This is a genomic window from Pseudomonas sp. NY15463 (genome assembly GCF_048068415.1).
GTDB lineage: Bacteria > Pseudomonadota > Gammaproteobacteria > Pseudomonadales > Pseudomonadaceae > Aquipseudomonas > Aquipseudomonas mosselii_C.
The window spans coordinates 233481-259668 of the sequence record NZ_JBLUQD010000004.1 but is presented as its reverse complement, the minus strand read 5'-3'; the positions used below and the strand labels follow the sequence as shown (position 1 = coordinate 259668).

The window sequence follows — 26188 nt, the reverse complement described above, 5'->3', positions numbered from 1 at the left end:
ATGGCGTGATGGCGGGTGATACCCGCCACGACACCGTGGCCCTGGCCTGGGCCAAGGCGCCGATCCTCGACTGCCTGGGCCAGGCGCGCCAGGCGTTGGAGCGCTTTTCCGGCACCCCGGACGACGTGTCGATCCTGGCCTTCTTCATCGACAACCTGCATCAGGTACATGGCTGCCTGCGTATGTTCCAGCTACCCGGCGCCACGCGTCTGGCCGAAGAGCTGGAACTGCTCGGGCGAGCCCTGGCCGAGGGCCAGGTCAGCCCGCGCGGCGATTGCCTGGGGGCGTTGTTCCGCGGGCTTGAGCAACTGCCGCCCTACCTCGACCGGCTGCGCGGTGCGCGGCATGACCTGCCGCTGGTGGTTCTGCCGCTGCTCAACCAGTTGCGGCAGTGCCGTGGTGCCGAACCCTTGGCCCAAGGCAGCCTGCTGGGTGAGTTCGGCCAGCGCCTGGCGGGTGCGGCGGACCTGGCCGACCTCGACCTGTCGCTGGGCAGCTGGCGCGAGCACATGCAGGCCGGCCCTGGGCGCGACGCGCTGCGCTCGGTAGTGATGGCCTTGTGCGATGACCTGATGCGTATCAAGGAGCACCTGGACCCTGTCGTGAATGCCGAGCGCCCACCGCGCGAACCGCTGCAGGCCCTGATCGCGCCGCTGCGGCATGTCGCCGACACCCTTGCGGTGCTGGGCTTCCAGCAGCCGCGACGGGTGATCATCGACCAGGTGCTGGCGCTGCAAGCCCTGGTCGAGCAGGACGATGCGGCCGACGAAGCGCTGCTCATGGATGTAGCCGGCGCACTGTTATATGTCGAGGCGACCCTCAACGGCATGGTCGGGCCGTTGGAAGAGACCACACCTGGCAGCCTGCCTGGCGCGGACCTGGCCGATACCCGCCAACTGGTGCTCAATGAGTCGCTGAACGTGTTGCAGCAGGCCAAGGACCTGATCGGCGATTGCCTTGAGTCGGACTGGTCACGCCAACACCTGCAAGCGCTGCCCGGCTTGTTCCAGCAAGTTCGCGGGGCCATGGCCATGCTCATGCTGCCGGTGGCCGCCGAACTGTTTGCCGGTTGCGCAGGCTACGTACAAGGCTGGCTGGGGCATCTGGAGCAAGAGCCTTTGCCTGACGAGCTGGCGCACCTGGCCGATGCCCTGTGCGCCTGTGAGGCCTACCTGCAATGGCGCGTGGCCGATCCGCTGGCCGACGCGCAGCGTTTCATCGACATGGCCCACGCCAGCCTGGCCGCGCTTGGGGTGCAGTGCCGCTCCTGCGAGGCCAGCCCGCAGGCCTTGGCGGCGATCGATGGCATCGACGACGAGCTACGCGAGGTCTTTCTCGAAGAGGCCGGCGAGCTGCTGCCGGAGATTGAGCGGCACTGGCTACGCTGGCGCGCCGACAACAGCCTGCGCGATGCCCTGGTGGAAGTGCGCCGTGCCCTGCACACGCTCAAGGGCAGTGGGCGCATGGTGCACGCCCAGGCCCTGGCAGAGCTGGCCTGGGGCGCCGAGCACCTGCTCAACCGTGTGCTCGAAGGGCGCATCGTGCTTAGCGCCGAAGGGCTGGTGGCGTTGCAGCAGGTGTTCGTGCGCCTGCCCGACCTGTTGGCCGACTTTGCCGCCGGCCTGGTGCCGGCTACCGCCGAAGTCGAGCAGTTGGCCGCCCACCTGCACGCGCTGGCGCTAAACGATGCCGCGCCCGGGGCCAACATTGACGGGCTCGACCCGAACCTGCTGGAGATCTTCCGCAACGAAGCCCAGGGCCACTTGGCCGGGCTCGATGCCTGCCTGCAAGCCGCCGACCCCACAGGCACGCCAGTCAGCGACAGCTTGCAGCGCGCCCTGCACACCCTCAAGGGCAGCGCGGCGATGGCTGGGGTGATGCCAGTGGCAGAACTGGCCACGGCGCTGGATCGGCTGGTCCGCGAATACAAAGCCCACGAGCAGCCCCTGCTGCGGGTGGAGATCGAATTGCTGGAAGCCGCCCGGGCGCTGTTCCACCTGGGCCTGGCGCAGCTGGGCAGCACGCCGTTGGCTCCGATCCCTGGTGCGGTCGAGCTGATCGAGCAGGTCGGCCAGACCGTCGATGCGCGGCTCGCCCAGCAGCACACCGAGCTGCATCCGGCACGCCGCCGCCGCCGCGATCCGCAGTTGCTCGCAGCCTTCCTCGGCCAAGCCATGGATATCCTGCTGGAGGCCGACACCTTGCTGGCCGAGTGGGAGCAACACCCCACGCAGCGCCAGGGGCTCGAAACCCTGCTCGATGTCATGACCCAGCTCGGCCACGCCGCACACCAGGCCGAGCTGTGGCAGGTGGACGAAGTCTGCGAAGGCTTGCTCGACCTGTACGGGGCCGTGGAGGAGGGTAGCTTGTCGGCCTCGGCGCGCTTCTTCGGCGTGGCCCGCGAGGGCCACGAAAGCCTGTTCGACCTGCTCGACGAAATTGCCGCAGGCCAGGACCCGAGTGCCCGTCCCGAGTGCCTGGCGGCCTTGCGCGGGCTGCTCGACGATGCCCTCGACCCAAGCGCGCTGGGGGTGGTCGGCGGCCAGACGGTACAGCCGCTGGCGGTGGCGCCGGATGACACCGAAGCGAACGCCGGCGACAAGGAACTGTTGGAGGTCTTCCTCGAAGAAAGCTCGGACATCGTCGAGAGCGCCGCCGAATCCCTGGCCCGTTGGCAGGCCGACCCCCGTAGCACGGTGGAGGTCGAAAACCTGCTGCGCGACCTGCACACCCTCAAGGGCGGTGCGCGCATGGTCGAGATCGCCGCCATCGGCGACCTGGCCCATGAACTGGAATTTCTCTACGAACTGCTCGCCGCCGGGCGTTTGCCGCCGACGCCAGCGTTGTTCAGCCTGCTACAAAACTGCCATGACCGCCTGGCGCACATGCTTGATGCGGTGCGCCTCGGCCAGCCACTGCATGCTGCCACTGCGCTGATCGACTACATCCGCAACTTCTCCAGCGCCGCATTGACCGATAGCGCCGCAGGCCAGCCGCACCTCGAGACGGCAACGGCCGAGGCGCCTGCCGTCGCCCCGGAGCGGGCTGCTGACATGGTCAAGGTCGATGCCGAGTTGCTGGACGACCTGGGCAACCTGGCCGGCGAGCATGCGGTGATTCGCGGGCGGATCGAGCAACAGGTCAACGATGCCCAGTTCGCCCTCAGCGAAATGGAAACCACCCTGGAGCGCATGCGTGACCAGCTGCTGCGCCTGGATATCGAGACCCAAGGGCGGATCCTGAGCCGCCAGGCGTTCGAAAGCGACGTCTACGACGACTTTGACCCGCTGGAGATGGACCGTCACTCGCAGTTGCAGCAGCTGTCGCGGGCGTTGTTCGAGTCGGCCTCGGACCTGCTCGACCTGCGCGAGACGCTGCTACAGCGCTCGCAGGAGACTTACAGCCTTTTGCAGCAGCAAGCGCGGGTCAACAGCCAACTGCAAGAGGGCCTGACTGCCACGTTGATGGTGCCGTTCGAGCGCCTGGTGCCACGCCTGCAACGGGTGGTGCGGCAGGTCGCCAGCGAACTGGGCAAGCAGGTCGAGCTGGTGGTGGGCAACGCTGAGGGCGAGCTGGACCGCAGCGTCCTGGAGCGTATGGTGGCGCCGCTCGAACACATGTTGCGCAACGCCGTGGACCACGGTCTGGAGTCGCGCGAGGCGCGCCTGGCCGCCGGCAAGCCGGAGTTGGGCACCATTCACCTTAACTTGCTGCACGAAGGCGCCGATATCGTCATCGAGATGAGTGACGACGGCGCCGGTGTGCCGTTGGAGGCCGTGCGCAGCAAGGCGATCAAGCGTGGGCTGCTGTCACCCCATGCGCAGCTCAGCGACCATGAAATCTTGCAGTTCATCCTGCGTCCCGGCTTTTCCACGGCAGAAAAAATCACCCAGATCTCTGGGCGTGGGCTGGGCATGGACGTGGTGCATGAGGAGGTCAAGCAGCTCGGCGGCTCGATGAGCATCGAGTCGAGCCCAGGCCGGGGCGCGCGCTTCCTGATTCGCCTGCCGTTCACCGTGTCGGTGAACCGCGCGTTGATGGTGCACCTGGGCGATGAGCAATACGCCATCCCGCTGAACACCATCGAGGGCATCGTACGGGTGCCACCTGCGGAGCTGGAGGCTTGCTATCGCCGCGATCCGCCGCGCTACAGCTATGCCGGACACGATTATGCCCTGCGCTACCTTGGTGAGCTGGTGCAGGGCAGTGGCCAGCCTGCCTTGCTGGGGCAGAGCGTGCCACTGCCGGTGCTGTTGACGCATTCGCACGAGCAGTCGTTCGCGATCCAGGTCGATAGCCTGTCAGCGAGCCGCGAGATCGTGGTCAAGAGCCTGGGGCCGCAGTTCGCGGCGGTACCTGGCTTGTCGGGTGCGACCTTGTTGGGGGATGGCCGGGTGGTTTTGATTCTCGACCTGCTGGGCCAGTTGCGCGGTCAGCAGCGGCGCCTGGCGCGCTTGCCGGGGGAGGCCGACAACCCGCGCTCGTTGATCGGCCCGGCACCGCGTCGGCCGCTGCTGGTGATGGTGGTGGACGACTCGGTGACCGTGCGCAAGGTCACCAGCCGCCTGCTGGAGCGCCACGGAATGAGCGTGCTGACCGCCAAGGACGGAGTCGACGCCATGGCCCTGCTCGAAGAGCACCGCCCCGATGTGCTGCTGCTGGATATCGAGATGCCGCGCATGGACGGTTTCGAAGTGGCGACGCGGATCCGCCGCGATGCGCGTTTGCAGCACCTGCCGATCATCATGATCACCTCGCGCACCGGGCAGAAGCACCGTGACCGGGCCATGGCCATCGGGGTCAACGATTACCTCGGCAAGCCCTACCAGGAGTCGGTCCTGTTGCACAGCATCGCCCATTGGAGCCAGCCGCATGCTTGAACATATCGCCAGACAGCGCAGCAGCCTGACCGGGCTGTTGCTGCCCCTGGGTGATCGTACCCTGGTGTTACCGAATGTCGCCGTGGCCGAGCTGATCGGGCAACGCGCGCCAGTGTGCGAGCCGGGTGAGCACACCTGGCATCTGGGCTGGGTGGACTGGCGCCAGCAGCGCCTGCCGTTGATCGGCTTCGAGGCGGCCTGTGGCGGGCAGACACCGTGCGGTGAGCGGGCCCGGATCGTGGTGCTCAACGCGTTGGGCGATACCGGGCTGCGCTACTTGGCGGTGCTGCTGCAGGGTATTCCGCGCTCGTGCAAGTTGGACAGCCAGCTCAACTACGTCGATGTGCCGCTGGCCGGGCTTGAACTGGCGGCGGTACAGGTGGGCGAGCAGGTGGCCCGAGTGCCGGACCTGGCGGGGCTGGAAAGACTGGTGCGTGACGCGCAACTTTCTTGAGCTTCAAGTTGTAAGCTGCAAGCGGCAAGCTGATCACTGCGGCTCCGCTCTTGCTTGGTGCTTGCAGCTTGAAACTTGAGGCTAGCGAAGAGGTCTGTGTTTGCATGTATTACGGTGAACGCTTCAACGCCTGGACGCATCTGGTCGGTGCGGTCCTTGCCTGTATCGGGGCCATTTGGCTGATCGTCGGTGCCGGCCTGCAGGGCGATCCGTGGAAGATCGTCAGCTTCTCCATCTACGGCTTCACGCTGCTGTTGCTCTACAGCATTTCCACCCTGTACCACAGCACGCGCGGGCGAGCGAAGCGGGTGATGCGCAAGCTCGATCACCTGTCGATCTACTTGCTGATCGCCGGCAGCTACACACCGTTCTGCCTGGTCAGCTTGCGCGGGCCGTGGGGCTGGAGCCTGTTCGGGGTGGTCTGGGGGCTGGCGCTGATCGGCATGCTGCAAGAGATCAAGCCGCGCTCTGAGGCGCGGATCCTGTCGATCGTGATCTACGCGGTGATGGGTTGGATCGTGCTGGTAGCGGTCAAGCCGCTGCTGCACAGCCTGGGCACGGCGGGCTTTGGCTGGCTGGCGGCTGGCGGTGTGTTGTACACCGTCGGCATCATTTTCTTCGCCTTCGACAGCCGTTTTCGCCACTGGCACGGCATCTGGCACCTGTTCGTCATCGCTGGCAGCCTGATGCACTTCATCGCGGTATTTTTCTACGTCCGCTAGAAATCACCCCACAGTTGCTGCGCCACCGACAGCGCCACCACCGGCGCGGTCTCGGTGCGCAGCACCCGTGGGCCGAGGCGCGCGGCATGGAAACCGGCGGTCTTGGCCTGCTCCACCTCGGCATCGCTCAGACCGCCTTCGGGGCCAATCAGGAACGCCAGGCGGGCGGGTTTGGCGTGGCTGGTCAGCGGCTGCGCAACGGGGTGGAGCACCAGCTTGAGGTCCGCCTCGGTCGCTTTGAGCCATTCGGCCAGGGTGAGCGGCGGGTGGATCACAGGCAGGGTCGAGCGACCGCATTGCTCGCAGGCGCTGATCGCTACTTGGCGCCAGTGGGCCAGGCGCTTGTCGGCGCGTTCATCCTTGAGCCGTACTTCGCAGCGTTCGCTGACGATCGGGGTGATGGCGTTGACCCCCAGTTCAGTGGCTTTCTGGATCGCCCAGTCCATGCGCTCGCCGCGCGACAGGCCTTGGCCAAGGTGCACATGCAACGGTGAGTCGGCCTGACCGGGCAGGGTTTGTTCGAGGCTCACGCGCACGCTCTTCTTGCCCACTTCAAGCAGTTGGCCGAGGTATTCCTGGCCACTGCCGTCGAACAGTTGCACGGCGTCGCCGGCGGCCATGCGCAGCACGCGGCCGATGTAGTGGGCTTGGGCTTCGGGGAGATCGTGCTCGCCAAGGCTCAGGGGGGCGTCGATGAAAAAGCGGGACAGTCTCATGTTCAGGCTCGGAATGTGGTGGCGGACATCGCCCTGTGTGAGGCCTTGCCGGGGCGCCGGACCGGTCGCAAAGGGCTGCGAAGTGGCCCCAGAGTGCAGCTTCGCAGCGGAAATAGCAGGGGCCGCGTTGCGGCCTTTCGCGGCGCAAGGCGGCTCCTACACACGGGCGCGTACAGGTTAGGGTCTAGCCCGGATCGCGGAAGTCAGGGTGGAAGTTTGCAGGCACCGCCACGCTGACGCTATCGCGGGTGGCAATGTCGATCCCTTCGCTGGCCACTTCGGCAAGGAAGTCGATCTGCTCGGGGGTGATTACGTAGGGCGGCAGGAAGTACACCACGCTGCCCAGCGGACGCAGCAGCGCGCCACGGCTCAGGGCATGCTCGAACACCTTCAGGCCGCGCCGTTGCTGCCAGGGGTAGGCGACCTTGCCGGCCTTGTCCTGGACCATTTCGATCGCCAAGGCCATGCCGGTCTGGCGGATTTCCGCGACATGGGCGTGTTCGGCCAGGTGCGCGGTGGCACTGCCCATGCGCGCGGACAGGGCCTTGTTGGCCTCGATCACGTTGTCCTGCTCGAAGATATCCAGGGTCGCCAGCGCGGCCGCGCAGGCCAGTGGGTTACCGGTGTAGCTGTGCGAGTGGAGGAACGCGCGCAGGGTCGGGTAGTCGTCGTAGAACGCCTGGTACACCTTGTCGGTGGTCAGGCAGGCGGCCAGCGGCAGGTAGCCCCCGGTCAGGGCCTTGGACAGGCACAGGAAGTCCGGGCGGATGCCGGCCTGCTCGCAGGCGAACATCGTGCCGGTGCGGCCGAAGCCCACGGCGATCTCGTCGTGGATCAGGTGCACATCGTAGCGGTCGCAGGCCTCGCGCAGCAGCCTGAGGTACACCGGATGGTACATGCGCATACCACCGGCACCCTGGATCAGCGGCTCGACGATCACCGCCGCGATGCTGGCGTGGTGTTCGGCCAGGGTCTGCTCCATGGCGGCGAACATGTTGCGTGAATGCTCTTCCCAGCCCATGCCTTCGGGGCGCAGGTAGCAGTCCGGGCTGGGCACCTTCAGTGTGTCCAGCAGCAGAGCCTTGTAGGTTTCGGTGAATAGCGGCACGTCGCCTACCGACATCGCGGCGATGGTTTCGCCATGGTAGCTGTTGGTCAGGGTGACGAAGCGTTTCTTGTCCGGCTTGCCGGTGTTCTGCCAGTAGTGAAAGCTCATTTTCAGCGCGACTTCGATGCACGATGAGCCGTTATCGGCGTAGAACACCCGCTCCAGGCCTGCCGGGGTCATCGCCACCAGGCGCTCGGACAGCTCGATCACCGGCTGATGGCTGAAGCCTGCCAGGATCACATGCTCCAGCTGATCGACCTGATCCTTGATGCGCTGGTTGATGCGTGGGTTGGCGTGACCGAACACGTTGACCCACCAGGAACTGACCGCATCGAGGTAGCGTTTGCCCTCGAAGTCTTCGAGCCAGACGCCCTCGCCACGGCGGATGGGGATCAGCGGCAGTTGCTCGTGGTCTTTCATCTGGGTGCAGGGGTGCCACAGGACCTTGAGGTCGCGCTGCATCCACTGATCGTTGAGGCCCATGGGCACTTCTCCTGGCGGTACGGCTTGGTTTGACCGCGTTAGCCTAAGCAATGCCGAGGGGCAGGACAACCGCAGCCGAAGATGAAAAAACCAGCCGGCAAAGGCACTTGATGTCGCTGTGCTGGCGGGGGGGCGGGGGCTGACGTATTCTTAGCGCACTTTTCTCGGGGCGTTCCTCCCCTTTATTTCTGTCACTTCTGATCCGGAGTTCGCCGACATGGCTGCTGCTTGGGTGCGCCTGTGCGCGTTGGTATTGATTGGTGTGTCCAGTGGTGCGGCCCTGGCCAAGGACAAAACCCCGACGGCGATCGTCGTCGGCGGTGGCCTGGCAGGTTTGACGGCGGCCTACGAGCTGCAAGGCAAGGGCTGGCAGGTGACCTTGCTCGAAGCCAAGTCGGGTATCGGCGGGCGCTCTGGCCTGGCCACCAGTGAATGGATTGGCAATGGCAAGACGCAGCCGGTGCTCAACCAGTACCTGGAGCGCTTCAAGGTTGGCACCTTGCCGGCGCCTGAGTTCGTGCGCACCCCTGGCTATCTGATCGACGGCGAGTACTTCAGCGCCGCCGACCTGGCCGCCAAGCAACCGGCCACGGCCGAGGCGCTCAAGCGTTACGAAAAGACCCTCGATGACCTCGCGCGCTCGATTGAAGACCCGCTGAACCCGGCCGCCAACAGCACTTTGTTCGCGCTCGACCAGATCAACGTCGCCACCTGGCTGGATAAGCTGCAACTGCCCGCCACCGCCCGCCAGTTGGTCAACCAGCAGATCCGCACGCGCTATGACGAACCTTCGCGCCTGTCGCTGCTGTACTTCGCCCAGCAGAACCGCGTGTACCGCAACGTCAGCGACCGCGACCTGCGCGCTGCGCGCCTGCCTGGTGGCAGCCCGGTGCTGGCCCAGGCCTTCGTCAAGCAGCTCAAGACCATCAAGACCAGCTCGCCGGTCACCGCCATCGTGCAGGACAAGGACGGCGTGACGGTCAAGGTCGGTGCTGTAGGCTACCAGGCCGACTACCTGGTGATGGCCGTGCCGCTGCGCGCACTGGCCAAGATCCAGATCACACCCGGCCTGGATAACCAGCACCTGGCCGCGCTCAAGGGCACCAACTACGGCTGGCGCGACCAGTTGATGCTCAAGTTCAAGAACCCGGTGTGGGAGAGCCGTGCGCGCATGTCGGGCGAGATCTTCAGCAACACCGGCCTTGGTATGCTGTGGATCGAGCCGGCGCTCAAGGGTGGCGCCAATGTGGTGATCAACCTGTCTGGCGATAACGCCCGCCTGTTGCAGGCGTTTGGCGACAAGCAGATGGTCGATCAGGTGCTGATCCGCCTGCACGCCTTCTATCCACAGGCCCGTGGAGCCTTCACCGGCTACGAGGTTCGTCGTTACAGCACCGACGCAGGCACAGGAGGCGCCTACCTGGCCTATGGTCCGGGCCAGATCAGCAAGTTCTGGCGCCTGTGGGAGCGCCCGGTACAGCGAATCGCCTTCGCGGGCGAGCACACCGATGCGCTGTACCCCGGTACGCTGGAAGGCGCCCTGCGCAGTGGCCAGCGCGCCGCCAGCCAAGTGCAGGATCTGGCGGCGGGCAAATCGTTCGACCCGGTCAAGGCTGCACCGGTAGCGGCGGCTGCTGCTGCAGGGACGGCCGCTGCCGTCGCGACCAAGGACAAGGGCGGCTTCTTCTCCAACCTGTTCGGCGGTTCGTCCGCCAAGACTGAGGCCAAGCCAGAGGCCGCTAAGGCTGAAGCTCCCAAGCAAGACAAGCCTGGCTTCTTCTCGCGTCTGTTCGGGATGGGTGACAAGCCTGAGGTCAAGGCCGCTCCGGCCGCCAAGGCTGAGACCGTGGCCCCGGCGCCGGTCGCCGCTCCTGCAGCGCCCGCCGCCCCTGCACCGACCCCGGCTGCCAGCGTGGCTGAGCAAGCGCCGGCCAAAGTGGCGCCTGCCAAGCCCGCTGCAGCCAAACCTGCAGCCCACAAGCCGGCCGCCAAGCAGACGCACAAGCCTGCCGCCAAGCCTGCGCCGGCGAAGAAGTCCGCCGCCAAGACCGAGCCTGCGAAAAAGGCCGTGACCAACACCCAGGCCAAGGCCAACTGATGTGAGCCCCGGCCAGGCCCGCTCCGCACTACACGATGGGGGGGGGGCTTGCCCGGCGGTGTGTCTCCAAATCCCCCTTGCGTGCCTCTGGCGTTAATGTTTCCTTAACGGGACGCTTGCACACTAAATATCGGATTATTAGATAATCCGAAGCAATTTTTTCCGCTTTTATTCGATACGTTACGCGCTAGTCTGTGGACAGCTTTCACGGGGAAATACGCCAACATGCAATTGCGCAACTCATCTTCTCGCTATGGCGCTGTCAGCCTCGTCCTGCACTGGGGCGTGGCACTGGCAGTGTTTGGCCTGTTCGGCCTTGGGCTGTGGATGGTGGGGCTGGATTACTACAGTCCATGGCGCAAGTCGGGTCCTGACCTGCACAAGAGCATCGGCATGGTTTTGCTGGCGGTCATGGTGCTGCGGGTGCTCTGGCGCTTCGTCAGCCCACCGCCGCCGGCACCAGCCAATCATGGCCCACTGACCCGGATTTCGGCCAAACTCGGCCACTTGGCGTTGTACCTCGGGTTGTTCGCAGTCATGGCGGCGGGCTACCTGATTTCTACCGCCGACGGTGTGGGTATCCCGGTGTTCGGACTGTTCGAAGTACCGGCACTGATCAGCGATTTGCCTGATCAGGCCGATACCGCCGGGGTGATCCACCTGTGGTTGGCCTGGGGGCTGGTGATTTTTGCCGTGCTGCATGGCCTGGCAGCCTTGAAACATCATTTCATCGACCGTGACGCGACCCTCACCCGTATGCTGGGCCGCAAAGCTTGACTCTCAACCTCAATTGCAAAGGAAGGAAGTAAGGATGTTGAAAAAGACTTTTGCCGCTCTGGCGCTCGGTTCCGCTCTGATCTGTGCCGGCCAGGCCATGGCCGCCGAATACAAGATCGACAAGGAAGGCCAGCACGCGTTCGTTGACTGGAAAATCAGCCACCTGGGCTACAGCTTCATCCACGGTACCTTCAAGGACTTCGACGGTAACTTCACCTGGGACAGTGCCAAGCCTGAAGCCAGCAAGATCAGCGTGGACCTGAAAACCGCAAGCGTGTGGTCCAACCACGCCGAACGTGACAAGCACATCGCCAGTGCCGACTTCCTGGACGTCAAGAAATACCCAGACGCCAAGTTCGTCTCCACCGCCGTCAAGTCCACCGGTGCCAAGACCGCTGACGTGACTGGCGACCTGACCCTGCACGGCGTGACCAAGCCGGTCACCTTCAAGGCTACCTTCAACGGTGAGGGCAAGGATCCGTGGGGCGGCGAGCGTGCTGGCTTCAACGCCACCACCACCCTGAACCTGAACGACTTCGGCATCAAGGGCCCGGGCCCAACCTCGCAGACCCTGGACCTGGATATCAGCGTCGAAGGCGTGAAGCAGAAGTAATCGGCTTCGCCAGTAACGAAAACGCCGCCCTAGGGGCGGCGTTTTTATTTGTGCGACAGGTGCTTCATCGAAGGTTTGCCAGCGCCTACAGTGCTGTGGGCGCTGGCGCGGTCCTTCAGCCCTTGCGGGTCAGCAGCGCCGGGCGCTCGCCGCGTGGGCGGCTTGGCAGATCGTCCAGTTGCTCGGGGGTTGGGTAACGGTCGAGCTTGGATTCCTTGCGGATGATCACCGGCGCCGGCTGCGAGTCGCGCGGGTTGCGCACGGCGGGTTCCTGGCGAGCGGTGTCATCGCGGCGGTTACGGCCGCCGTTGTTGTCGCGACGGGCCCCGTTGTTGCCAGCCCCGCCATTGCGGGCGCGTTTTTCACCGGAACCCTGGCCTTGGCGCTGCTGGCCATTGCCACGGCCTTGACCCTGACCACCACCACCGCTGCGTTGACCCTGCGCCTGACCCTGGCCACCATTGCCACCCGGACGGCGGTTGCGGCCTTGGTTCTTGGCATTCTGGTAGGGGCTGACGTAGTCGGCGCGGTTACCGAAGTTGTCGACGTCGTCATCCAGGAATTCTTCTGGGTCACGGTCGGCAGCGGGTTTTGGGATGGCGCTCTGACCTTGCGCGGCCTGTTGCTGGCGTGGCTTCTTGTCACGCTGCTTGCGCTGTTGGCCTTGTGGCTTGTCGCCAGACTTTTCCTTGTCGGCAGGCTTCTCGGCCGCAGGCTTGTTCTTGCCTTTGTCCTTGCCCTTGTCCTTGCGCCCGCCGCTGCCTTCCTTGCCGGCTTCGCCACGGGACTGCTGGTTGCGTCCCCCGCGGCCGTTGTTCTGCTGGCGCTCGCGTACTTCGGGTTTCTCGGCTTCGACTTGCGAAGCGTCGAAGCCCATCAGGTCACCGTCCGGGATCTTCTGCTTGGTGACCCGCTCGATGCTCTTGAGCAGTTTTTCTTCATCGGGTGCGACCAGCGAGATAGCTTCGCCCGAGCGACCGGCACGGCCGGTACGGCCGATACGATGGACGTAGTCTTCCTCGACGTTGGGCAACTCGAAGTTGACCACGTGCGGCAGTTGGTCGATGTCCAGGCCGCGTGCGGCGATGTCGGTGGCCACCAGCACACGTACGCTGTTGGCCTTGAAATCGGCCAGCGCCTTGGTGCGGGCGTTCTGGCTCTTGTTGCCGTGAATCGCTGCAGCAGTCAGGCCGTGTTTCTCGAGGTACTCGGCCAGGCGGTTGGCGCCATGCTTGGTGCGTGTGAATACCAGCACCTGTTCCCAGGCGCCCAGGGTGATCAAGTGCGCCAGCAGGGCGCGCTTGTGGCTGGCCGGCAGGCGATAGACGCGCTGCTCGATGCGCTCGACGGTGGTGTTCGGCGGCGTGACCTCGATGCGCTCGGGGTTGTGCAGCAGCTTGTCGGCAAGGTCGGTGATGTCCTTGGAGAAAGTCGCCGAGAACAGCAGGTTCTGGCGCTTGGCCGGCAGGCGTGCCAGCACTTTCTTGACATCGTGGATGAAGCCCATGTCGAGCATGCGGTCGGCTTCATCGAGTACCAGGATCTCGACCTTGGACAGGTCGACGCTGCCTTGGCCGGCGAGGTCGAGCAGGCGGCCTGGGCAGGCGACCAGTACGTCGACGCCCTTGGCCATGGCCTGGACCTGTGGGTTCATGCCGACGCCGCCAAAGATGCAGGCGCTGATGAAGTTCAGGTCGCGCGCATAGATCTTGAAGCTGTCGTGTACCTGGGCGGCCAGTTCGCGAGTCGGCGTTAGCACCAGCACGCGAGGCTGGCGTGGGCCGTGGCGCTGTGACTTGTCAGGGTGGCCACCCGGGAACAGGCGCTCGAGAATCGGCAGCGCGAAGCCGCCGGTCTTACCAGTACCTGTCTGGGCGGCAACCATCAGGTCGCGGCCTTGCAACACGGCGGGGATAGCCCGCTGTTGCACCGGAGTGGGCTGGGTATAGCCCGCAGCCTCGATAGCGCGGACAAGAGCCTCGGAGAGACCGAGGGAAGCAAAGGACATGGGCAATCCTGTTCTCGTGGGGGCTGGGCCCTATGGGGTGTTCTGCCTGGCGCGACGGGCATCTGAGGGATGCGATCGCGTCCGGTCCAGCTGGGCGGTCACGGCGCATCCAGGTTCATGGCAGGTCTGCACTGAACAGTGCGCTGCCGTGTGTCTGGAAGGCTGTGGCGGGGCCGAGCGTCCGGGCGTGAGCCGGGCGGGAAGGCCCGAGTATAACAGAGCAATCAGGGTGTGCTGCGTTCCTGCTGCTCAACGGTGAAAGGAAAATCGCCCGTGCTGTCGTAACGCGCCTGAATTTCGGCATAGGCCGGCTCCTGTCGGAAGCGTCGCAGCTCCGCGGAAAAGGCTATGGCCAGGGCTTCGCGGCCCGGTTTACGGGCCAGGCCCAAGTATTGCAACTGGCGGCTGATGACCAGCGGCAACTCGTCGACACGTGCTTGCAGCCCCAGTTGTCGACGCAGGAAGCGGCCAACCTGACGGTCGGTCACCAGCAAGTCGATGCGCCCGAGCATCAGCTTGCCGAAGTTGGCCTCCTGGGTGGGGGCTGGCTCGCGGCGAAACAGTGGCGAGTCGTTGAACCCGGCGCCATAGTTGTAGCCCGGCGAGGTGCCCACGGTCAGCCCTGCAAGGTCCTTGAGACGCTCGACCTGATGCGGGCGAGCGCTGGCTTGGAACAGCACGAATTCGACCTGGGACATGGGTTCGTCGGGGTAGACCAGGAACGTTTCCCGCGCCTGGCTTTGGAAGATATCCATCACGCCATCGGCCAGGCCCTGCTGGACCATCGCCAGGCAGCGCCGCCACGGCATGAACTCCCACTGCACCTCGTATCCCAGGCGGCGGAACACTTCGTTGGTGACTTCGTAGTCGATACCCTTGGGCTGGCCGTTTTCCAGGTAGATGTAGGGGGCCCAGTCGTCGCTGACGATGCGCAGGCGGTCGGCCTGGGCCACAGGGCTCAGGCACGCGAACAGCAACAGGCAGGCAAGGGTCAGTGTACGCATGGCGGGAGAGTACGCTGGGCGCACGATCTAGGCCAGTGTCTGCGTGCAGGTCGCGGTGCTGGTGTGGGCAAGGCCTTGAATGGCTTCAACACCTTGCCCATGACCTTCAGCGGGGTAGCTTGAGGTTGTTCCAGATCGCCAGGCTTGGTTCGGCCTGGTTCAAGGTGTAGAAGTGCAGGCCCGGTGCGCCGCCTTGCAGCAGCTGTTCGCACAGGCGGGTGATCACTTCTTCACCGAAGGCCTGGATGCTGGCGGTGTCGTCGGCATAGGCTTCGAGTTGCTTGCGGATCCAACGTGGGATCTCCGCGCCGCAGGCGTCGGAGAAGCGCGCCAGCTTGCTGTAGTTGGTGATTGGCATGATGCCTGGCACCACCGGGATGTCCACGCCCAGCTTCTGCGCTCGTTCGACGAAGTAGAAGTAGCTGTCGGCGTTGAAGAAGTACTGGGTGATGGCGCTGTCGGCACCGGCTTTGACCTTGTGCACGAAGTTGGCAAGGTCTGCCTCGAAGTGGCGAGCCTGCGGGTGCATTTCGGGGTAAGCGGCCACTTCGAGGTGGAAGTGGTCAGCGCTTTCCTGGCGGATGAACTCGACCAGGTCGCTGGCGTAGCGCAGCTCACCGCTGGCCATGCCCATGCCCGAAGGCAGGTCGCCGCGCAGGGCGACGATGCGCTGGATGCCGGCAGCCTTGTATTGTTCCAGCAGGGCACGCAGTTCGGCCTTGGTGTCACCCACGCAGGACAGGTGCGGGGCGGCCGGAACCTTCACTTCGCTTTCCAGCTGCAGCACGGTGTTCAGGGTGCGGTCGCGGGTCGAGCCACCAGCGCCATACGTGCAGGAGAAGAAATCCGGGTTGTAGCTGGCCAGCTGGCGGGCGACGCCCATCAGTTTTTCGTGGCCGGCATCGGTCTTGGTGGGGAAGAACTCGAAACTGTAGCGGCGTTCTTGTGACATCTCTCGGTCCTCAGCAGCAAGCGTTGGGCGGCAAGCTGCAAGTAAAAGCCAGATCGGTGATGGCCGATCTGGCTTGGGCATCGTTCAAGGACAGTCAGGCTTGAGCTGCAGGTTGCAACGGCAGGCTCTGCCGTTTCTTGCCGCTTGCAGCTGCATGCCTGCCGCTTAGTAGCGGTAGGCGTGCGGCTTGAACGGACCTTCGACGGTCACGCCGATGTAGTCGGCTTGCTGCTGGGTCAGTTTAGTCACCACGCCACCGAAGCCACGGACCATTTCCAGGGCCACTTCTTCGTCGAGCTTCTTGGGCAGCACTTCGACGGTCAGGCGCTCGGCTTTCTTCTCGGCTGGCAGGTCAGCGTACTTCTGCTGGAACAGGAAGATCTGTGCCAGGACCTGGTTGGCGAACGAGCCGTCCATGATGCGGCTTGGGTGACCAGTGGCGTTGCCCAGGTTCACCAGACGGCCTTCGGCCAGCAGGATCAGGTAGTCGTCGTTCTGTGGGTCGAACTCACCAGCGCCGGTACGGTGGATCTTGTGCACCTGCGGCTTGACCTCTTCCCATGCCCAGTGCTTGCGCATGTAGGCGGTGTCGATTTCGTTGTCGAAGTGACCGATGTTGCACACCACGGCACGCTTTTTCAGGGCCTTGAGCATGTTGGCGTCGCAGACGTTGACGTTACCGGTGGTGGTGACGATCAGGTCGATCTTGCCCAGCAGGGCCTTGTCGATGCTCGCTTCGGTACCGTCGTTGATGCCGTCGATGAACGGCGAGACCAGCTCGAAGCCGTCCATGCAGGCCTGCATGGCGCAGATCGGGTCGACTTCGGTCACCTTGACGATCATGCCTTCCTGACGCAGCGACTGGGCCGAACCCTTGCCCACGTCACCGTAGCCGATCACCAGGGCTTGCTTGCCCGAAAGCAGGTGGTCGGTACCGCGCTTGATGGCATCGTTGAGGCTGTGACGGCAGCCGTACTTGTTGTCGTTCTTGCTCTTGGTGACCGAGTCGTTGACGTTGATCGCCGGGACCTTCAGCTCGCCCTTGGCCAGCATGTCCAGCAGGCGGTGCACGCCGGTGGTGGTCTCTTCGGTGACGCCGTGTACGCGCTCAAGAACCGCCGGGTACTTCTTGTGCAGCAGTTCGGTCAGGTCGCCGCCGTCGTCGAGGATCATGTTGGCGTCCCATGGCTGGCCATCCTTGAGGATGGTCTGTTCCAGGCACCATTCGTATTCTTCTTCGGTTTCACCTTTCCAGGCGAACACCGGGATACCCGCAGCGGCGATGGAGGCGGCGGCCTGGTCCTGGGTGGAGAAGATGTTGCAGGACGACCAGCGTACTTCGGCGCCCAGGGCAACCAGGGTCTCGATCAGCACGGCAGTCTGGATGGTCATGTGGATGCAGCCCAGGATCTTCGCACCCTTGAGCGGTTGCTCGGCGAGGTACTTGCGACGCAGGCCCATCAGCGCAGGCATTTCCGATTCGGCAATGATGGTTTCGCGACGACCCCAGGCGGCCAGGGAGATGTCGGCGACTTTGAAATCGGTGAAACCTGCAGGCGTGTTTACAGCGCTCATGAAGAGCCTCCATTCGTAGTGTGCGAATGGGCGCCGTTGTGCGTTGAGCGTCCGCGTGGCGGACAACGCCCCGTTCGAGCCTGACAGGGTGAACCTGCTGCAGCGCCCCTCGACCGGGTGGCGGGATGGCCGCCCGTGCGGGGGCCATTGGAATCGGCGGGGATTATAGCCGGGGCTATGTGACACACCCAAGACTTTCTGTCGATTTATCGCGACGATAGTCGATGCTCAATGGAGCGTGACTCGCCGGTCTGCCATCATGGAGGCACGTCAAACATGCAGGTTAGGAGTATCGATGAACTTTCACACCCGCAAGTGGGTTAAACCCGAAGACCTCAACCCCAACGGCACGCTGTTCGGCGGCAGCCTGCTGCGCTGGATCGACGAAGAGGCGGCGATCTACGCCATCGTGCAGTTGGGCAACCAGCGCGTGGTGACCAAGTACATTTCCGAGATCAACTTCGTCAGCGCGTCGCGTCAGGGCGACATCATCGAGCTAGGCATTACCGCCACCGAATTCGGCCGTACCTCCATCACCCTCAAGTGCGAAGTGCGCAACAAGATCACCCGCAAGGCAATTCTCACCGTCGACAAGATGGTCTTCGTCAACCTGGGCGACGACGGCTTGCCGGCGCCGCACGGGCGTACCGAGATCAAGTACATCCAGGACCAGTTCCCGGACTCTGCGGTCGAGTGAGCGCTGACCGGGTGGCCGCGGGGCACGTGCGGTGCCCCGCCCACGCCTGGGTTCAGGCCGAAGGCTGGCTGACCCCGCGCACCACCTTGCCGATGGTCAGGCCCTGCACCAGGATCGACGACAGCACCACGATGTAGGTGATCGACAGCAGCAAGTCGCGCTCCTCGCCCATGGGCAACGACAGCGCCAGGGCCACCGATACGCCGCCACGCAAGCCACCCCACGTCAGAACCCGCACGGTCCCCTGCGGCACTGCTCGCCAGCGGCGCAGCAGGACAATGGCGGGCGCCACGGTGAGCAGACGCGACAGCAGCACTGCCAGCGCCAGCACGCCACCGGCTGCCAGGTGCATCCAGTTGAACGGCAGCAGTAGCAGTTCCAGGCCGATCAGGGCGAACAACAAGGCGTTGAGCATGTCGTCGATCAGCTCCCAGAACGCGTCCATGTAGCGACGGGTCATGTCGTTCATCGCCAGGTTGCGCCCCAGGTTGCCAATGATCAGGCCCGCCACCACCATGGCGATCGGCGCCGATACGTGCAGCTCGTAGCACATCGCCGAGCCGCCAATCACCAGGGCCAGGGTCAGCATCACCTCCACCTGGTACTGCTCGACGCTCTTGATCATGCGGTAGGTGGCGTAGCCGATCAGGCCACCGAACACCACGCCGCCGATGGCTTCGCGGGCGAACAGGGTGGCGGTGTCGGCCACACTTGGGGTCTCGCCCAGTTGGATGATGCCCAGCAACACGGTGAACACCACGACCGCCGTGCCATCGTTGAACAGTGATTCACCCACGATGGTGGTTTTCAGCGGCTTGGGCGCGTTGGCCGTGCGCAGTGCGCCGAGCACGGCAATCGGGTCGGTCGGCGAAATCAGCGCGCCGAACAGCAGGCAATAGATCATCGGCACGTTCCAGCCGAACAGCGCGAAAACCCAGTGCGCCAGGTAGCCGATCATTACCGTGGCGATCAGTACGCCGAAGGTCGCCAGCAGGCCGATGGGCCAGCGGTAGCTGCGCAGGTCGGTCAGGTTCACGTGAAGCGCGCCGGCAAACAGCAGGAACGACAGCATCCAGTGCATCAGCAGGTCGTTGAAGTCGATCTGGTTCATCAGGCTTTCGACGCGCGCTTCGAGCCCAGGGAACCCGATCAGGCTCAGGCCCTGAAGCATCAGCGAGAACAGCAGGGCCGTGACCATGACGCCAATGGCCGGTGGCAAGCCGATGAAGCGGTAGTTGACGTAGGTGAGGAGGGTGGTGAGGCAGATAAACGCGGCAACTAATTCAAGCATCCCGAATCCTGTGACAGTGGCTTCCAAGTCGTTACCCGAATGGCTCGGGCAGTTCTTTGATGACCTGGCGTGCGGTTCGGGACACACCTTATGACCGGATTTGTTGAATGAGTTCCTGGACAGCCTATGCTGGCCCGATCGCCAGGTAGGCGCGATATAGTGCTGGCCAAACAACGAAAACAAGGATCCGAGGCGTGCTTGCAACCTCTCTCGTGCTGGTAGCAGCCTTGCTGCACGCCACGTGGAACACCCTGATCAAGTTCAGCGCCGAGCGTCTGCTGGTGATCGCCAGCATGGATGCGGTGGCGCTGGTGTGCGCGGTGCTGGCGGTGGCGTTCGTCGAGCTGCCGCCGACGCAGGTCTGGCCATGGCTGTTGGCCTCCGCCTTCGCCGAACAGGTGTACCGGGTGCTGCTGATCAAGGCCTACCGAGTCGGAGACCTTGGGCTGGTGTATCCGTTGATGCGCGGTTTGTCGCCGCTGGTGGTGCTGGGGCTGACCTTGGCGTTCGCGGGTGAATCCCTGAGCCAGCAGCAAATCATCGGCATTTTGTTGATTCCCTGCGGCATGGCCTGCTTGCTGTGGCAGGGTGGTGGCGGCCATCGACTACCCTGGTCGATGTTACCGGTGGTCGCGCTGATCGGCCTGTGCATCGGCTGTTACACCTGGTTCGACGGCCAGGCGGTGCGCTTGTGGGGCAAACCGCTGGATTATCTGGTCTGGCTCACCCTGCTCAGCGCCTGGCCGTTCCCGTTGCTGGCGAGTGTGGCCCGGCGTGCGCCATTCGTGCTGTTCTGGCGCATGCAGTGGAAATTGGGCCTGGCGGTGGGGTTCTGTGTGCTGTTCAGCTATGCCCTGGTGCTGTGGGCCATGCACCTGGGGTCGGTGGCGGAGGCGGCGGCACTGCGCGAGGTGAGTGTGATCCTGGTCGTGCTGCTGGGCATGCGCTACCTCAAAGAACCTTTTGGTGGCCCGAGACTCCTAGCTTGCGGGCTGGTCCTGGCCGGCATGCTGGTGATGAAGCTCTGAACCCTTCCCGTGTAAACAAGGAGTCCTGTCCATGACCGTCGCCCTTTGGTGCATTCTCATCGCTCTGTGCCTGCCGCCGCTGTGCGCCTTGATTGCCAAGGCGGCCAGTGGGCGCTTTGGTATGAGCGATAACCATGACCCGCGTGCCTTCCTCGACACCTTGTCGGGTTTGCCGCGACGCGCCCATGCTGCGCAACAGAATGGCTACGAAGCGTTTCCGGCATTTGCCGCAGCCGTGCTGGTGGCGGATATCGTCGGGAATGCCGAACAGGTCACCCAGGATGTGCTGGGGGTCATGTACATCACCAGCCGGCTGCTCTACATCATCTGCTACCTGGCCGACTGGGCGGTGCTACGTTCGGTGGTCTGGCTGGTGGGGCTGGCGTTGATCGTCTCGTTCTTCGTGGTTTCGGCCTAAGTCCGCTGCGCTGTCTTCGCGGGCAAGCCCGCGAAGTACGCTGTATCGATCACGGCACCTTGGGCACTTCGGGCAGTGGCTTGCCCTTGGGCCAGAGCATCCAGATCTGCCCTTGCTGCTTCATGTTACCGGCCAGTTCGCCAGCAGCGGGGCCGGTGCCCCAGAACAGGTCGGCGCGTACCTCACCGGTGATTGCTCCGCCTGTGTCCTGAGCCCCTACCGGGCGTACCACCGGGCTGCCGTCCGGGCGGGTGGTGGATAACCACAGCAAGCTGCCCAAGGGAATGACCTTACGGTCGATGGCCACGCTGTAGCCGGCAGTCAACGGGACGTTGAGCGAGCCGCGCGGCCCTTCGTTGCTGTCCGGGCGTGTACTGAAGAACACATAGCTGGGGTTGCTGGCCAGCAGCTCCGGTACGCGCTGCGGGTTGGCCATAGCCCAGGCGTGGATACTGCCCATGGTCACGTCCTCTTTCTTCAACTGGCCCTGCTCGACTAGCCAGCGGCCGATCGGGCGGTAAGGGTGGCCATTCTGATCGGCATAGCCCAGGCGCAATTGCCGCCCGTTCGGCAGTTGCACCCGGCCTGAACCCTGGATCTGCAGGAACTGTAGGTCCATCGGATCGGTCAGCCACGCCAGCACTGGCGCCTTGGCACCCTCGCGGTTGATGACCTCGGCGGTGTCGTAGGGCTTGAGCACTCGGCCTTCGAGACGCCCGCGCAGGCGCTTGCCCTTGAGTTCGGGGTACACGCTGGCCAGGTCCACCACGACCATGTCCTCGGGTATGCCATACACCGGCACCTGCGCGTTATCGGTACGCGTGAGGCTGCCGGGATAGACCGGCTCGTAGTAACCGGTGATCAGGCCGTTCGCGTTGTTTTCGGCCGAGCGCAGGCCATGCACTTGCAGGTTCTGTTGCAGGAAGTCGCGAACCTGCGCCGGGTCGGCGGGGACCCCGGCTGCGGCGGTGCAGGTGTCGGCCCAGACCGTATCGCGAGTGAGCTTCTCGCAGCCGACACGCCAGGCCTGGAAACCGGCCAGTAGGTCGCCGTCGCTGACGGCGGGTAGATCTTGCCAGGTCGCATCGACGTAGGTGGCGATGGCGTGTGGCTCGGGCTTGGTGCTTTCGCCGCCGTTGCAGCCGGCCAGCAGGGCCAGTGCCGGCAGGGCCCAGGCGAGGTGTCGCAATGCAGAGGTCATGGTTGCAATCCTGTGGGGGCGCACATGAATATTCAGCCCTGTTTTTTGTATGGCTATTGGTCTTTGCCCAGCGGGCAGCGATACTGGCAGCCCCATTGTGCTGGCCGAAGAGACCCCAGATGTTCAAACGATTGACCGTAGTGCTGCTCGCTGCCCTGGCCCTGACGGCTTGCGATGGTGTCGATCCGCACTCGCCGTTGGGCCAGCGCAAGGCGATCTTCAAGTCGATGTTGAAGACCAGTGAAGACCTGGGCGGCATGCTGCGAGGCCGTTTGCCGTTCAATGGGCAGACGTTCGCCGAGGGTGCTGTGACGCTCGATGAGCTGTCCCATCAACCTTGGCAGCACTTCCCGCAGGCACGGGATGCGGGAGACAGCAGCGCCCGTGCCGAGGTGTGGGAGCGTCAGGCGCGTTTTCAGGACCTGGCCCGGCAACTGGAGGGCGTGACGGGCGAGCTGGTGGCGGTGACGCGCGCGCAGCCCTTGGACGCCGCGCAGCTCAAGGGGCCGATGGACAGGGTCGAGGCCGCGTGCAAAGCGTGTCATGCAGAGTTTCGAAATCATTGATCGCGCGTACTGACGAGCGACCTGAAACGATCAACGGTCCAGCTCGTCCACTGCTTTTTGCAGTTCCTTGCGAGACTCGGCGAGCTTGTCCTTGCGCTTGTTGATCTTCTCGGCGTCGCCTTTCTTCTCGGCCTTTTTCAGGTCCATTTCGCGCTGTGCCACTTCGTGGCGGGCATCCAGCACTTTTTGCTCACGCTCCTTGCGCAGGCCACTGTCGGTGCAGTTCTCGACGCCGCGCAGTGCTTCTTCAAGTCCAGCCGCCTGGGCCGTGTTGCCGTGGTCTTGGGCGATCTTGAGCTGGTTTTCGATTGCGCTGCGCTTGGCCGCGCAGCCGGTCAGCCCGGTATCAGGCGCTGCGGCTTGTGCTGTGCCGAACGCCAGCGCGAGGGTTGCCAGCAGGGTGAGGGTGGGCGCGAATTTCATCTAAGCCTCCTTGATGGGGCGAGGTAGCAAAATAGTGCGGCAAATCCTGCCTTGGTTTTCACAATTTAGAAACCCTTGCTCCAGCTTTCTGAAGCAAGATCGGACTTTTCCTACCTGCGTTTTTGTTAGCGCTTATTGCCTAAGGGCGTCATTCGAAACCTGCGATGCCGAGATTTTGTAGTTGCTGCGCCAATGCCTGTACCTGGGGCGCGGCAAAGAAACCCGCAAGCTGGTGGGCGCGTTTGGTGCCGATGCCGGGCACTGCACGCCACTCATCGATCGTACGCGTAGTAAGTTGTGTCCAGTCGCCCAGTAGTGGCGGGGTACGCGGCGCGGGCACGCCCAGCCCGTGTAGCCATTGCTCGAAAGGGCGTGAGCGGCCGGCCTTGAAACTGTGCAGCAAGTGCTTGGCTCTGGTTTCGCCGAAACCGGGAAGCGCAGCCAGTTGGCTGGCGTCGAGCGTCAGCCAGTCGCTCATGCGCCGCACCTGTCCGCCTTGCACCAGGCGCCTCCAGGTCGCAGGCCCAGTGCCAGGCATGGCCAGCCCATGTTTGCCGCTTAGCCATGCCAGGCGAGCAATGAACTGCTCTTCGCAGCCCTCGCTGGCTTGCCAACAGGTGTGTGGGCCGTATTGCTCAGCGGCTGGCGCCGCGACCGCAGGTCGTTCGCGGGCTCTATGCACCACCTGTTCGAAGCGCGGAATAGTCAGTCCGGCCAGGCTGATGGCGACCTGATCGCCTGGGCGGATGTCGAGTGCTTGCCAACGTGCGAGCGAGCCGAGGCTGACCTGGGTGATCTGACGATCATCGAGGGTGACCGCGCGCAATTTGAGCACCGGGGTAACCCGGCCTGTACGGCCGACGCGGAACTGCACCGCGCGCACCTCTGCCAAGGCCTGTGAGTACGGGTATTTCCAGGCGGCGATCCAGTAGGGAGCTTTCGCTTGCCAGCGTTGCGCCGGTGGCCGGCTGTCCTGGCGCAGGATCACCCCGTCGGTGGCGAAGGGCAGGGGCGTGCGATACCAGTGTTGGCGCCAGCGCTCGGCCTCCTCCAAACGGTCGATGGCCACGCTCAAGCGCTGGCTGTCGGCGAAGCCCAAGGCGGCCAGCCTGGCCAGACGTTCGCCTTGGGTGTTCGGGCCGTGTGGCCAGTCCCAGACGAACAGGCCCACGGTGGCCCCTTGTTCGGCGCTCATGTGCGTGTGCGCCATTAGCCCGGCGACGGCCCCGCGCGCGCCGACGCTGCCTGCCTGCGCCTGGACATGCTGGTCCAGGCGCAGGTACAGCTCGCCTTGCAGCAGCATGTTGAGCGGCTCGGGTAATGTCTGGGGAATGTTGCTCAGCACGCCGATGTGGCGGCTCCAGTCATGCCCTTGAATGCCATCGCCACGGCTCAGCAGTTTCACCAGGCGTCCCCTGCGGTAGACCAGCGTGGCGGCCACACCATCGACTTTCGGTTGCAGCCAGACGCCGTGCTTGCCCTGCAACCAGCGCCCTACCGCCTCGGCGTCGGGCAGCTTGTCGACACCGGTGTGTGGAACCGGGTGAGGGATCGGGCCTTTTGCGTTGGCTAGCGGATTCGTTTCGCCGGGCTGGGCGAAACAGCCTTGCAGGTGCTGCAGGCGCTGGCGGCTTTGGTCATACAGTTCGTCGGCCACCAGGGCTTTGCCCTGGCGGTGGTAGTGATCGTCCCAGCGACTCAGGGTGTCGCGTAATTGCCTGAGTTCCGTGGCAGCCTGCTCGGGTGACCAAGGCGGGCATTCGCTGGCCTGGGCGATGAGTACGTGAAGGGGGAGGATCAGCAGCATCAACCATGGCATGGCCGGCATCCTTGCGTGGCGAAGTGGAGACCACAGCCTAGGCCTGGGAGTGGCAATTTCGATCACGCAGGTGTTAGCCGATATGTCACGAAAAAGCCCCTGCCGATCGACTCGGCAGGGGCTTTCCTGAGCGGCTGTAGGACGTTTACAGGCCGGCGGCGGCGCGCAGGTCGGCGGCGCGGTCGGTGCGCTCCCAGGTAAAGGTGGTGAACGTGTCGTCACCAACGGTCTTCTGCTGCGGAGTACGACCGAAGTGGCCGTAAGCGGCGGTTTCCTGGTACATCGGGTGGAGCAGGTCGAGCATGGTGGTGATGGCGTATGGACGCAGGTCGAAGCACTCGCGCACCAGCTGGATGATCTTGTCGTCGGATACTTTGCCGGTGCCGAAGGTGTTGATCGAGATGGAGGTCGGCTGGGCCACGCCGATGGCGTAGGACACCTGGATCTCGCAACGCTCGGCCAGGCCGGCGGCGACGATGTTCTTGGCGACGTAGCGGCCGGCGTAGGCGGCGGAGCGGTCGACCTTGGATGGGTCCTTGCCGGAGAACGCGCCGCCGCCGTGGCGGGCCATGCCACCGTAGGAGTCGACGATGATCTTGCGACCGGTCAGGCCGCAGTCGCCCACTGGGCCACCAATGATGAAGTTGCCGGTGGGGTTGATGTGGTACTGGGTACCCTTGTGCAGCAGCTCGGCCGGCAGGGTGTGCTTGACGATCAGTTCCATCACCGCTTCCTGCAGGTCTTTCTGGGACACTTCAGGGTTGTGCTGGGTCGACAGCACGACGGCGTCGATGCCCACCACCTTGCCGTTCTCGTAGCGGCAGGTGACCTGGGACTTCGCGTCTGGGCGCAGCCACGGCAGCAGCTTGGACTTGCGCGCTTCGGCCTGACGCTCGACCAGGCGGTGCGAGAAGCAGATCGGCGCGGGCATCAGCACATCGGTTTCGTTGCTGGCGTAGCCGAACATCAGGCCCTGGTCACCGGCGCCCTGGTCTTCCGGGCGCGAACGGTCGACACCTTGGGCGATGTCCACCGATTGCTTGCCGATGATGTTCATGACGGCGCAGGTCGCGCCGTCGAAACCGACGTCAGAGCTGTTGTAACCGATGTCGATGATGACCTTGCGCACCAGGTCTTCCAGGTCGACCCAGGCCGAAGTGGTTACTTCGCCGGCAATGATGGCAACACCGGTCTTGACCAGGGTTTCACAGGCCACGCGGGCGTATTTGTCCTGGGCGATGATCGCGTCCAGGACCGCGTCGGAAATCTGGTCGGCGATCTTGTCCGGATGCCCTTCGGACACGGACTCGGAGGTGAAAAGGGAGTATTCGCTCATCTCGATGGGTTCCTGAAAT

At 64.2% G+C, this 26188-nt stretch carries 21 protein-coding genes and 1 riboswitch; of the genes, 10 read left to right on the top strand and 11 right to left on the bottom strand.

Going from position 1 to position 26188, the window contains the following annotated elements:
* Window positions 1-8: 8 nt before the first annotated feature.
* The 3 genes from ACNFIC_RS11925 to trhA all read left to right on the top strand — a co-directional run bounded on the left by ACNFIC_RS11925 (window position 9) and on the right by trhA (window position 6056).
* On the top strand, window positions 9-4880 hold the full coding sequence (locus tag ACNFIC_RS11925) for an Hpt domain-containing protein (protein ID WP_416781172.1): 4872 nt from the start codon (window positions 9-11) through the stop codon (window positions 4878-4880).
* Window positions 4873-5334 carry a chemotaxis protein CheW gene (locus ACNFIC_RS11920; RefSeq protein ID WP_138219237.1) on the top strand — a complete coding sequence of 154 codons (462 nt, stop codon included), beginning with the start codon at window positions 4873-4875 and terminating at the stop codon, window positions 5332-5334. Before ACNFIC_RS11925 ends, ACNFIC_RS11920 begins: the two co-directional genes overlap by 8 nt.
* A 104-nt stretch (window positions 5335-5438) precedes the next feature.
* Window positions 5439-6056 carry a PAQR family membrane homeostasis protein TrhA gene (trhA, locus tag ACNFIC_RS11915; RefSeq protein ID WP_138219236.1) on the top strand — a complete coding sequence of 206 codons (618 nt, stop codon included), beginning with the start codon at window positions 5439-5441 and terminating at the stop codon, window positions 6054-6056.
* On the opposite strand, the gene ACNFIC_RS11910 is transcribed toward trhA, so the two are convergent.
* Complete coding sequence (locus tag ACNFIC_RS11910) at window positions 6053-6772, bottom strand: 16S rRNA (uracil(1498)-N(3))-methyltransferase (protein ID WP_138219235.1); 720 nt, start codon at window positions 6770-6772, stop codon at window positions 6053-6055. The two genes, trhA and ACNFIC_RS11910, sit on opposite strands and share 4 nt — an antisense overlap.
* 184 nt (window positions 6773-6956) lie before the next feature.
* Window positions 6957-8363, bottom strand: coding sequence for an adenosylmethionine--8-amino-7-oxononanoate transaminase (locus ACNFIC_RS11905; RefSeq protein ID WP_138219234.1), 1407 nt, complete (start codon window positions 8361-8363; stop codon window positions 6957-6959).
* Window positions 8364-8580: 217 nt separating this feature from the next.
* Between ACNFIC_RS11905 and ACNFIC_RS11900 the strand changes: the two genes are divergently transcribed.
* The 3 genes from ACNFIC_RS11900 (at window position 8581) to ACNFIC_RS11890 (ending at window position 11851) form a co-directional block, all read left to right on the top strand.
* Window positions 8581-10461, top strand: a complete 1881-nt coding sequence (locus ACNFIC_RS11900; RefSeq protein WP_138219233.1) for a flavin monoamine oxidase family protein — start codon at window positions 8581-8583, stop codon at window positions 10459-10461.
* Window positions 10462-10686: 225 nt separating this feature from the next.
* Entirely contained in the window at window positions 10687-11238 is a 552-nt protein-coding gene (locus ACNFIC_RS11895; protein ID WP_138219232.1) for a cytochrome b, read from the top strand.
* 34 nt (window positions 11239-11272) lie between these two features.
* Window positions 11273-11851: a YceI family protein gene (locus tag ACNFIC_RS11890; RefSeq protein WP_138219231.1), complete on the top strand. Its 579-nt coding sequence runs from the start codon at window positions 11273-11275 to the stop codon at window positions 11849-11851.
* Window positions 11852-11966: 115 nt separating this feature from the next.
* On the opposite strand, the gene ACNFIC_RS11885 is transcribed toward ACNFIC_RS11890, so the two are convergent.
* The 4 genes from ACNFIC_RS11885 to ahcY all read right to left on the bottom strand — a co-directional run bounded on the left by ACNFIC_RS11885 (window position 11967) and on the right by ahcY (window position 17390).
* The gene (locus tag ACNFIC_RS11885; RefSeq protein WP_416781065.1) at window positions 11967-13859 is read right to left on the bottom strand and encodes a DEAD/DEAH box helicase; all 1893 of its coding nucleotides are present in this window, start codon (window positions 13857-13859) and stop codon (window positions 11967-11969) included.
* 224 nt (window positions 13860-14083) lie between these two features.
* Window positions 14084-14863, bottom strand: a complete 780-nt coding sequence (locus ACNFIC_RS11880; protein WP_416781064.1) for a substrate-binding periplasmic protein — start codon at window positions 14861-14863, stop codon at window positions 14084-14086.
* 106 nt (window positions 14864-14969) lie between these two features.
* Window positions 14970-15815, bottom strand: coding sequence for a methylenetetrahydrofolate reductase [NAD(P)H] (gene metF, locus ACNFIC_RS11875; RefSeq protein WP_138219228.1), 846 nt, complete (start codon window positions 15813-15815; stop codon window positions 14970-14972).
* 165 nt (window positions 15816-15980) lie between these two features.
* Window positions 15981-17390 carry an adenosylhomocysteinase gene (gene ahcY, locus ACNFIC_RS11870; protein ID WP_138219227.1) on the bottom strand — a complete coding sequence of 470 codons (1410 nt, stop codon included), beginning with the start codon at window positions 17388-17390 and terminating at the stop codon, window positions 15981-15983.
* Window positions 17391-17411: 21 nt separating this feature from the next.
* Window positions 17412-17507, bottom strand: a riboswitch (S-adenosyl-L-homocysteine riboswitch).
* Window positions 17508-17685: 178 nt separating this feature from the next.
* On the opposite strand from ahcY, the gene ACNFIC_RS11865 reads away from it, so the two are divergent.
* The gene (locus ACNFIC_RS11865; protein WP_138219226.1) at window positions 17686-18087 is read left to right on the top strand and encodes an acyl-CoA thioesterase; all 402 of its coding nucleotides are present in this window, start codon (window positions 17686-17688) and stop codon (window positions 18085-18087) included.
* A 52-nt stretch (window positions 18088-18139) separates the two neighbouring features.
* Here ACNFIC_RS11865 and ACNFIC_RS11860 read toward each other — a convergent pair whose 3' ends face one another.
* Complete coding sequence (locus ACNFIC_RS11860) at window positions 18140-19378, bottom strand: cation:proton antiporter (RefSeq protein ID WP_416781063.1); 1239 nt, start codon at window positions 19376-19378, stop codon at window positions 18140-18142.
* Window positions 19379-19572: 194 nt separating this feature from the next.
* Here ACNFIC_RS11860 and ACNFIC_RS11855 point away from each other — a divergent pair, with 194 nt between their 5' ends.
* Window positions 19573-20406, top strand: coding sequence for a DMT family transporter (locus ACNFIC_RS11855; RefSeq protein ID WP_138219224.1), 834 nt, complete (start codon window positions 19573-19575; stop codon window positions 20404-20406).
* 31 nt (window positions 20407-20437) lie between these two features.
* Window positions 20438-20824, top strand: a complete 387-nt coding sequence (locus ACNFIC_RS11850; RefSeq protein ID WP_138219223.1) for an MAPEG family protein — start codon at window positions 20438-20440, stop codon at window positions 20822-20824.
* A 49-nt stretch (window positions 20825-20873) separates the two neighbouring features.
* Here ACNFIC_RS11850 and ACNFIC_RS11845 read toward each other — a convergent pair whose 3' ends face one another.
* Window positions 20874-22025, bottom strand: coding sequence for a murein transglycosylase A (locus tag ACNFIC_RS11845; RefSeq protein WP_416781062.1), 1152 nt, complete (start codon window positions 22023-22025; stop codon window positions 20874-20876).
* Between the two features lie 119 nt (window positions 22026-22144).
* Here ACNFIC_RS11845 and ACNFIC_RS11840 point away from each other — a divergent pair, with 119 nt between their 5' ends.
* Window positions 22145-22591, top strand: a complete 447-nt coding sequence (locus tag ACNFIC_RS11840) for a c-type cytochrome (protein WP_138219221.1) — start codon at window positions 22145-22147, stop codon at window positions 22589-22591.
* Window positions 22592-22621: 30 nt separating this feature from the next.
* Here ACNFIC_RS11840 and ACNFIC_RS11835 read toward each other — a convergent pair whose 3' ends face one another.
* The 3 genes from ACNFIC_RS11835 to metK all read right to left on the bottom strand — a co-directional run bounded on the left by ACNFIC_RS11835 (window position 22622) and on the right by metK (window position 26169).
* Window positions 22622-23014, bottom strand: a complete 393-nt coding sequence (locus ACNFIC_RS11835; RefSeq protein ID WP_138219220.1) for a DUF1090 domain-containing protein — start codon at window positions 23012-23014, stop codon at window positions 22622-22624.
* Between the two features lie 148 nt (window positions 23015-23162).
* The gene (gene ligB, locus ACNFIC_RS11830; protein WP_416781061.1) at window positions 23163-24833 is read right to left on the bottom strand and encodes an NAD-dependent DNA ligase LigB; all 1671 of its coding nucleotides are present in this window, start codon (window positions 24831-24833) and stop codon (window positions 23163-23165) included.
* Between the two features lie 145 nt (window positions 24834-24978).
* Window positions 24979-26169, bottom strand: coding sequence for a methionine adenosyltransferase (gene metK / locus ACNFIC_RS11825; RefSeq protein WP_138219218.1), 1191 nt, complete (start codon window positions 26167-26169; stop codon window positions 24979-24981).
* Window positions 26170-26188 lie beyond the last annotated feature (19 nt).

Excerpts from the sequence above, each read along its gene's own strand:
- ACNFIC_RS11925 (WP_416781172.1), top strand. The coding sequence starts at position 9 with ATGGCGGGTGATACCCGCCACGACACCGTGGCCCTGGCCTGGGCCAAG.
- ACNFIC_RS11920 (WP_138219237.1), top strand. The coding sequence starts at position 4,873 with ATGCTTGAACATATCGCCAGACAGCGCAGCAGCCTGACCGGGCTGTTG.
- trhA (WP_138219236.1), top strand. The coding sequence starts at position 5,439 with ATGTATTACGGTGAACGCTTCAACGCCTGGACGCATCTGGTCGGTGCG.
- ACNFIC_RS11910 (WP_138219235.1), bottom strand. The coding sequence starts at position 6,772 with ATGAGACTGTCCCGCTTTTTCATCGACGCCCCCCTGAGCCTTGGCGAG.
- ACNFIC_RS11905 (WP_138219234.1), bottom strand. The coding sequence starts at position 8,363 with ATGGGCCTCAACGATCAGTGGATGCAGCGCGACCTCAAGGTCCTGTGG.
- ACNFIC_RS11900 (WP_138219233.1), top strand. The coding sequence starts at position 8,581 with ATGGCTGCTGCTTGGGTGCGCCTGTGCGCGTTGGTATTGATTGGTGTG.
- ACNFIC_RS11895 (WP_138219232.1), top strand. The coding sequence starts at position 10,687 with ATGCAATTGCGCAACTCATCTTCTCGCTATGGCGCTGTCAGCCTCGTC.
- ACNFIC_RS11890 (WP_138219231.1), top strand. The coding sequence starts at position 11,273 with ATGTTGAAAAAGACTTTTGCCGCTCTGGCGCTCGGTTCCGCTCTGATC.
- ACNFIC_RS11885 (WP_416781065.1), bottom strand. The coding sequence starts at position 13,859 with ATGTCCTTTGCTTCCCTCGGTCTCTCCGAGGCTCTTGTCCGCGCTATC.
- ACNFIC_RS11880 (WP_416781064.1), bottom strand. The coding sequence starts at position 14,863 with ATGCGTACACTGACCCTTGCCTGCCTGTTGCTGTTCGCGTGCCTGAGC.
- metF (WP_138219228.1), bottom strand. The coding sequence starts at position 15,815 with ATGTCACAAGAACGCCGCTACAGTTTCGAGTTCTTCCCCACCAAGACC.
- ahcY (WP_138219227.1), bottom strand. The coding sequence starts at position 17,390 with ATGAGCGCTGTAAACACGCCTGCAGGTTTCACCGATTTCAAAGTCGCC.
- ACNFIC_RS11865 (WP_138219226.1), top strand. The coding sequence starts at position 17,686 with ATGAACTTTCACACCCGCAAGTGGGTTAAACCCGAAGACCTCAACCCC.
- ACNFIC_RS11860 (WP_416781063.1), bottom strand. The coding sequence starts at position 19,378 with ATGCTTGAATTAGTTGCCGCGTTTATCTGCCTCACCACCCTCCTCACC.
- ACNFIC_RS11850 (WP_138219223.1), top strand. The coding sequence starts at position 20,438 with ATGACCGTCGCCCTTTGGTGCATTCTCATCGCTCTGTGCCTGCCGCCG.
- ACNFIC_RS11845 (WP_416781062.1), bottom strand. The coding sequence starts at position 22,025 with ATGACCTCTGCATTGCGACACCTCGCCTGGGCCCTGCCGGCACTGGCC.
- ACNFIC_RS11840 (WP_138219221.1), top strand. The coding sequence starts at position 22,145 with ATGTTCAAACGATTGACCGTAGTGCTGCTCGCTGCCCTGGCCCTGACG.
- ACNFIC_RS11835 (WP_138219220.1), bottom strand. The coding sequence starts at position 23,014 with ATGAAATTCGCGCCCACCCTCACCCTGCTGGCAACCCTCGCGCTGGCG.
- ligB (WP_416781061.1), bottom strand. The coding sequence starts at position 24,833 with ATGCCATGGTTGATGCTGCTGATCCTCCCCCTTCACGTACTCATCGCC.
- metK (WP_138219218.1), bottom strand. The coding sequence starts at position 26,169 with ATGAGCGAATACTCCCTTTTCACCTCCGAGTCCGTGTCCGAAGGGCAT.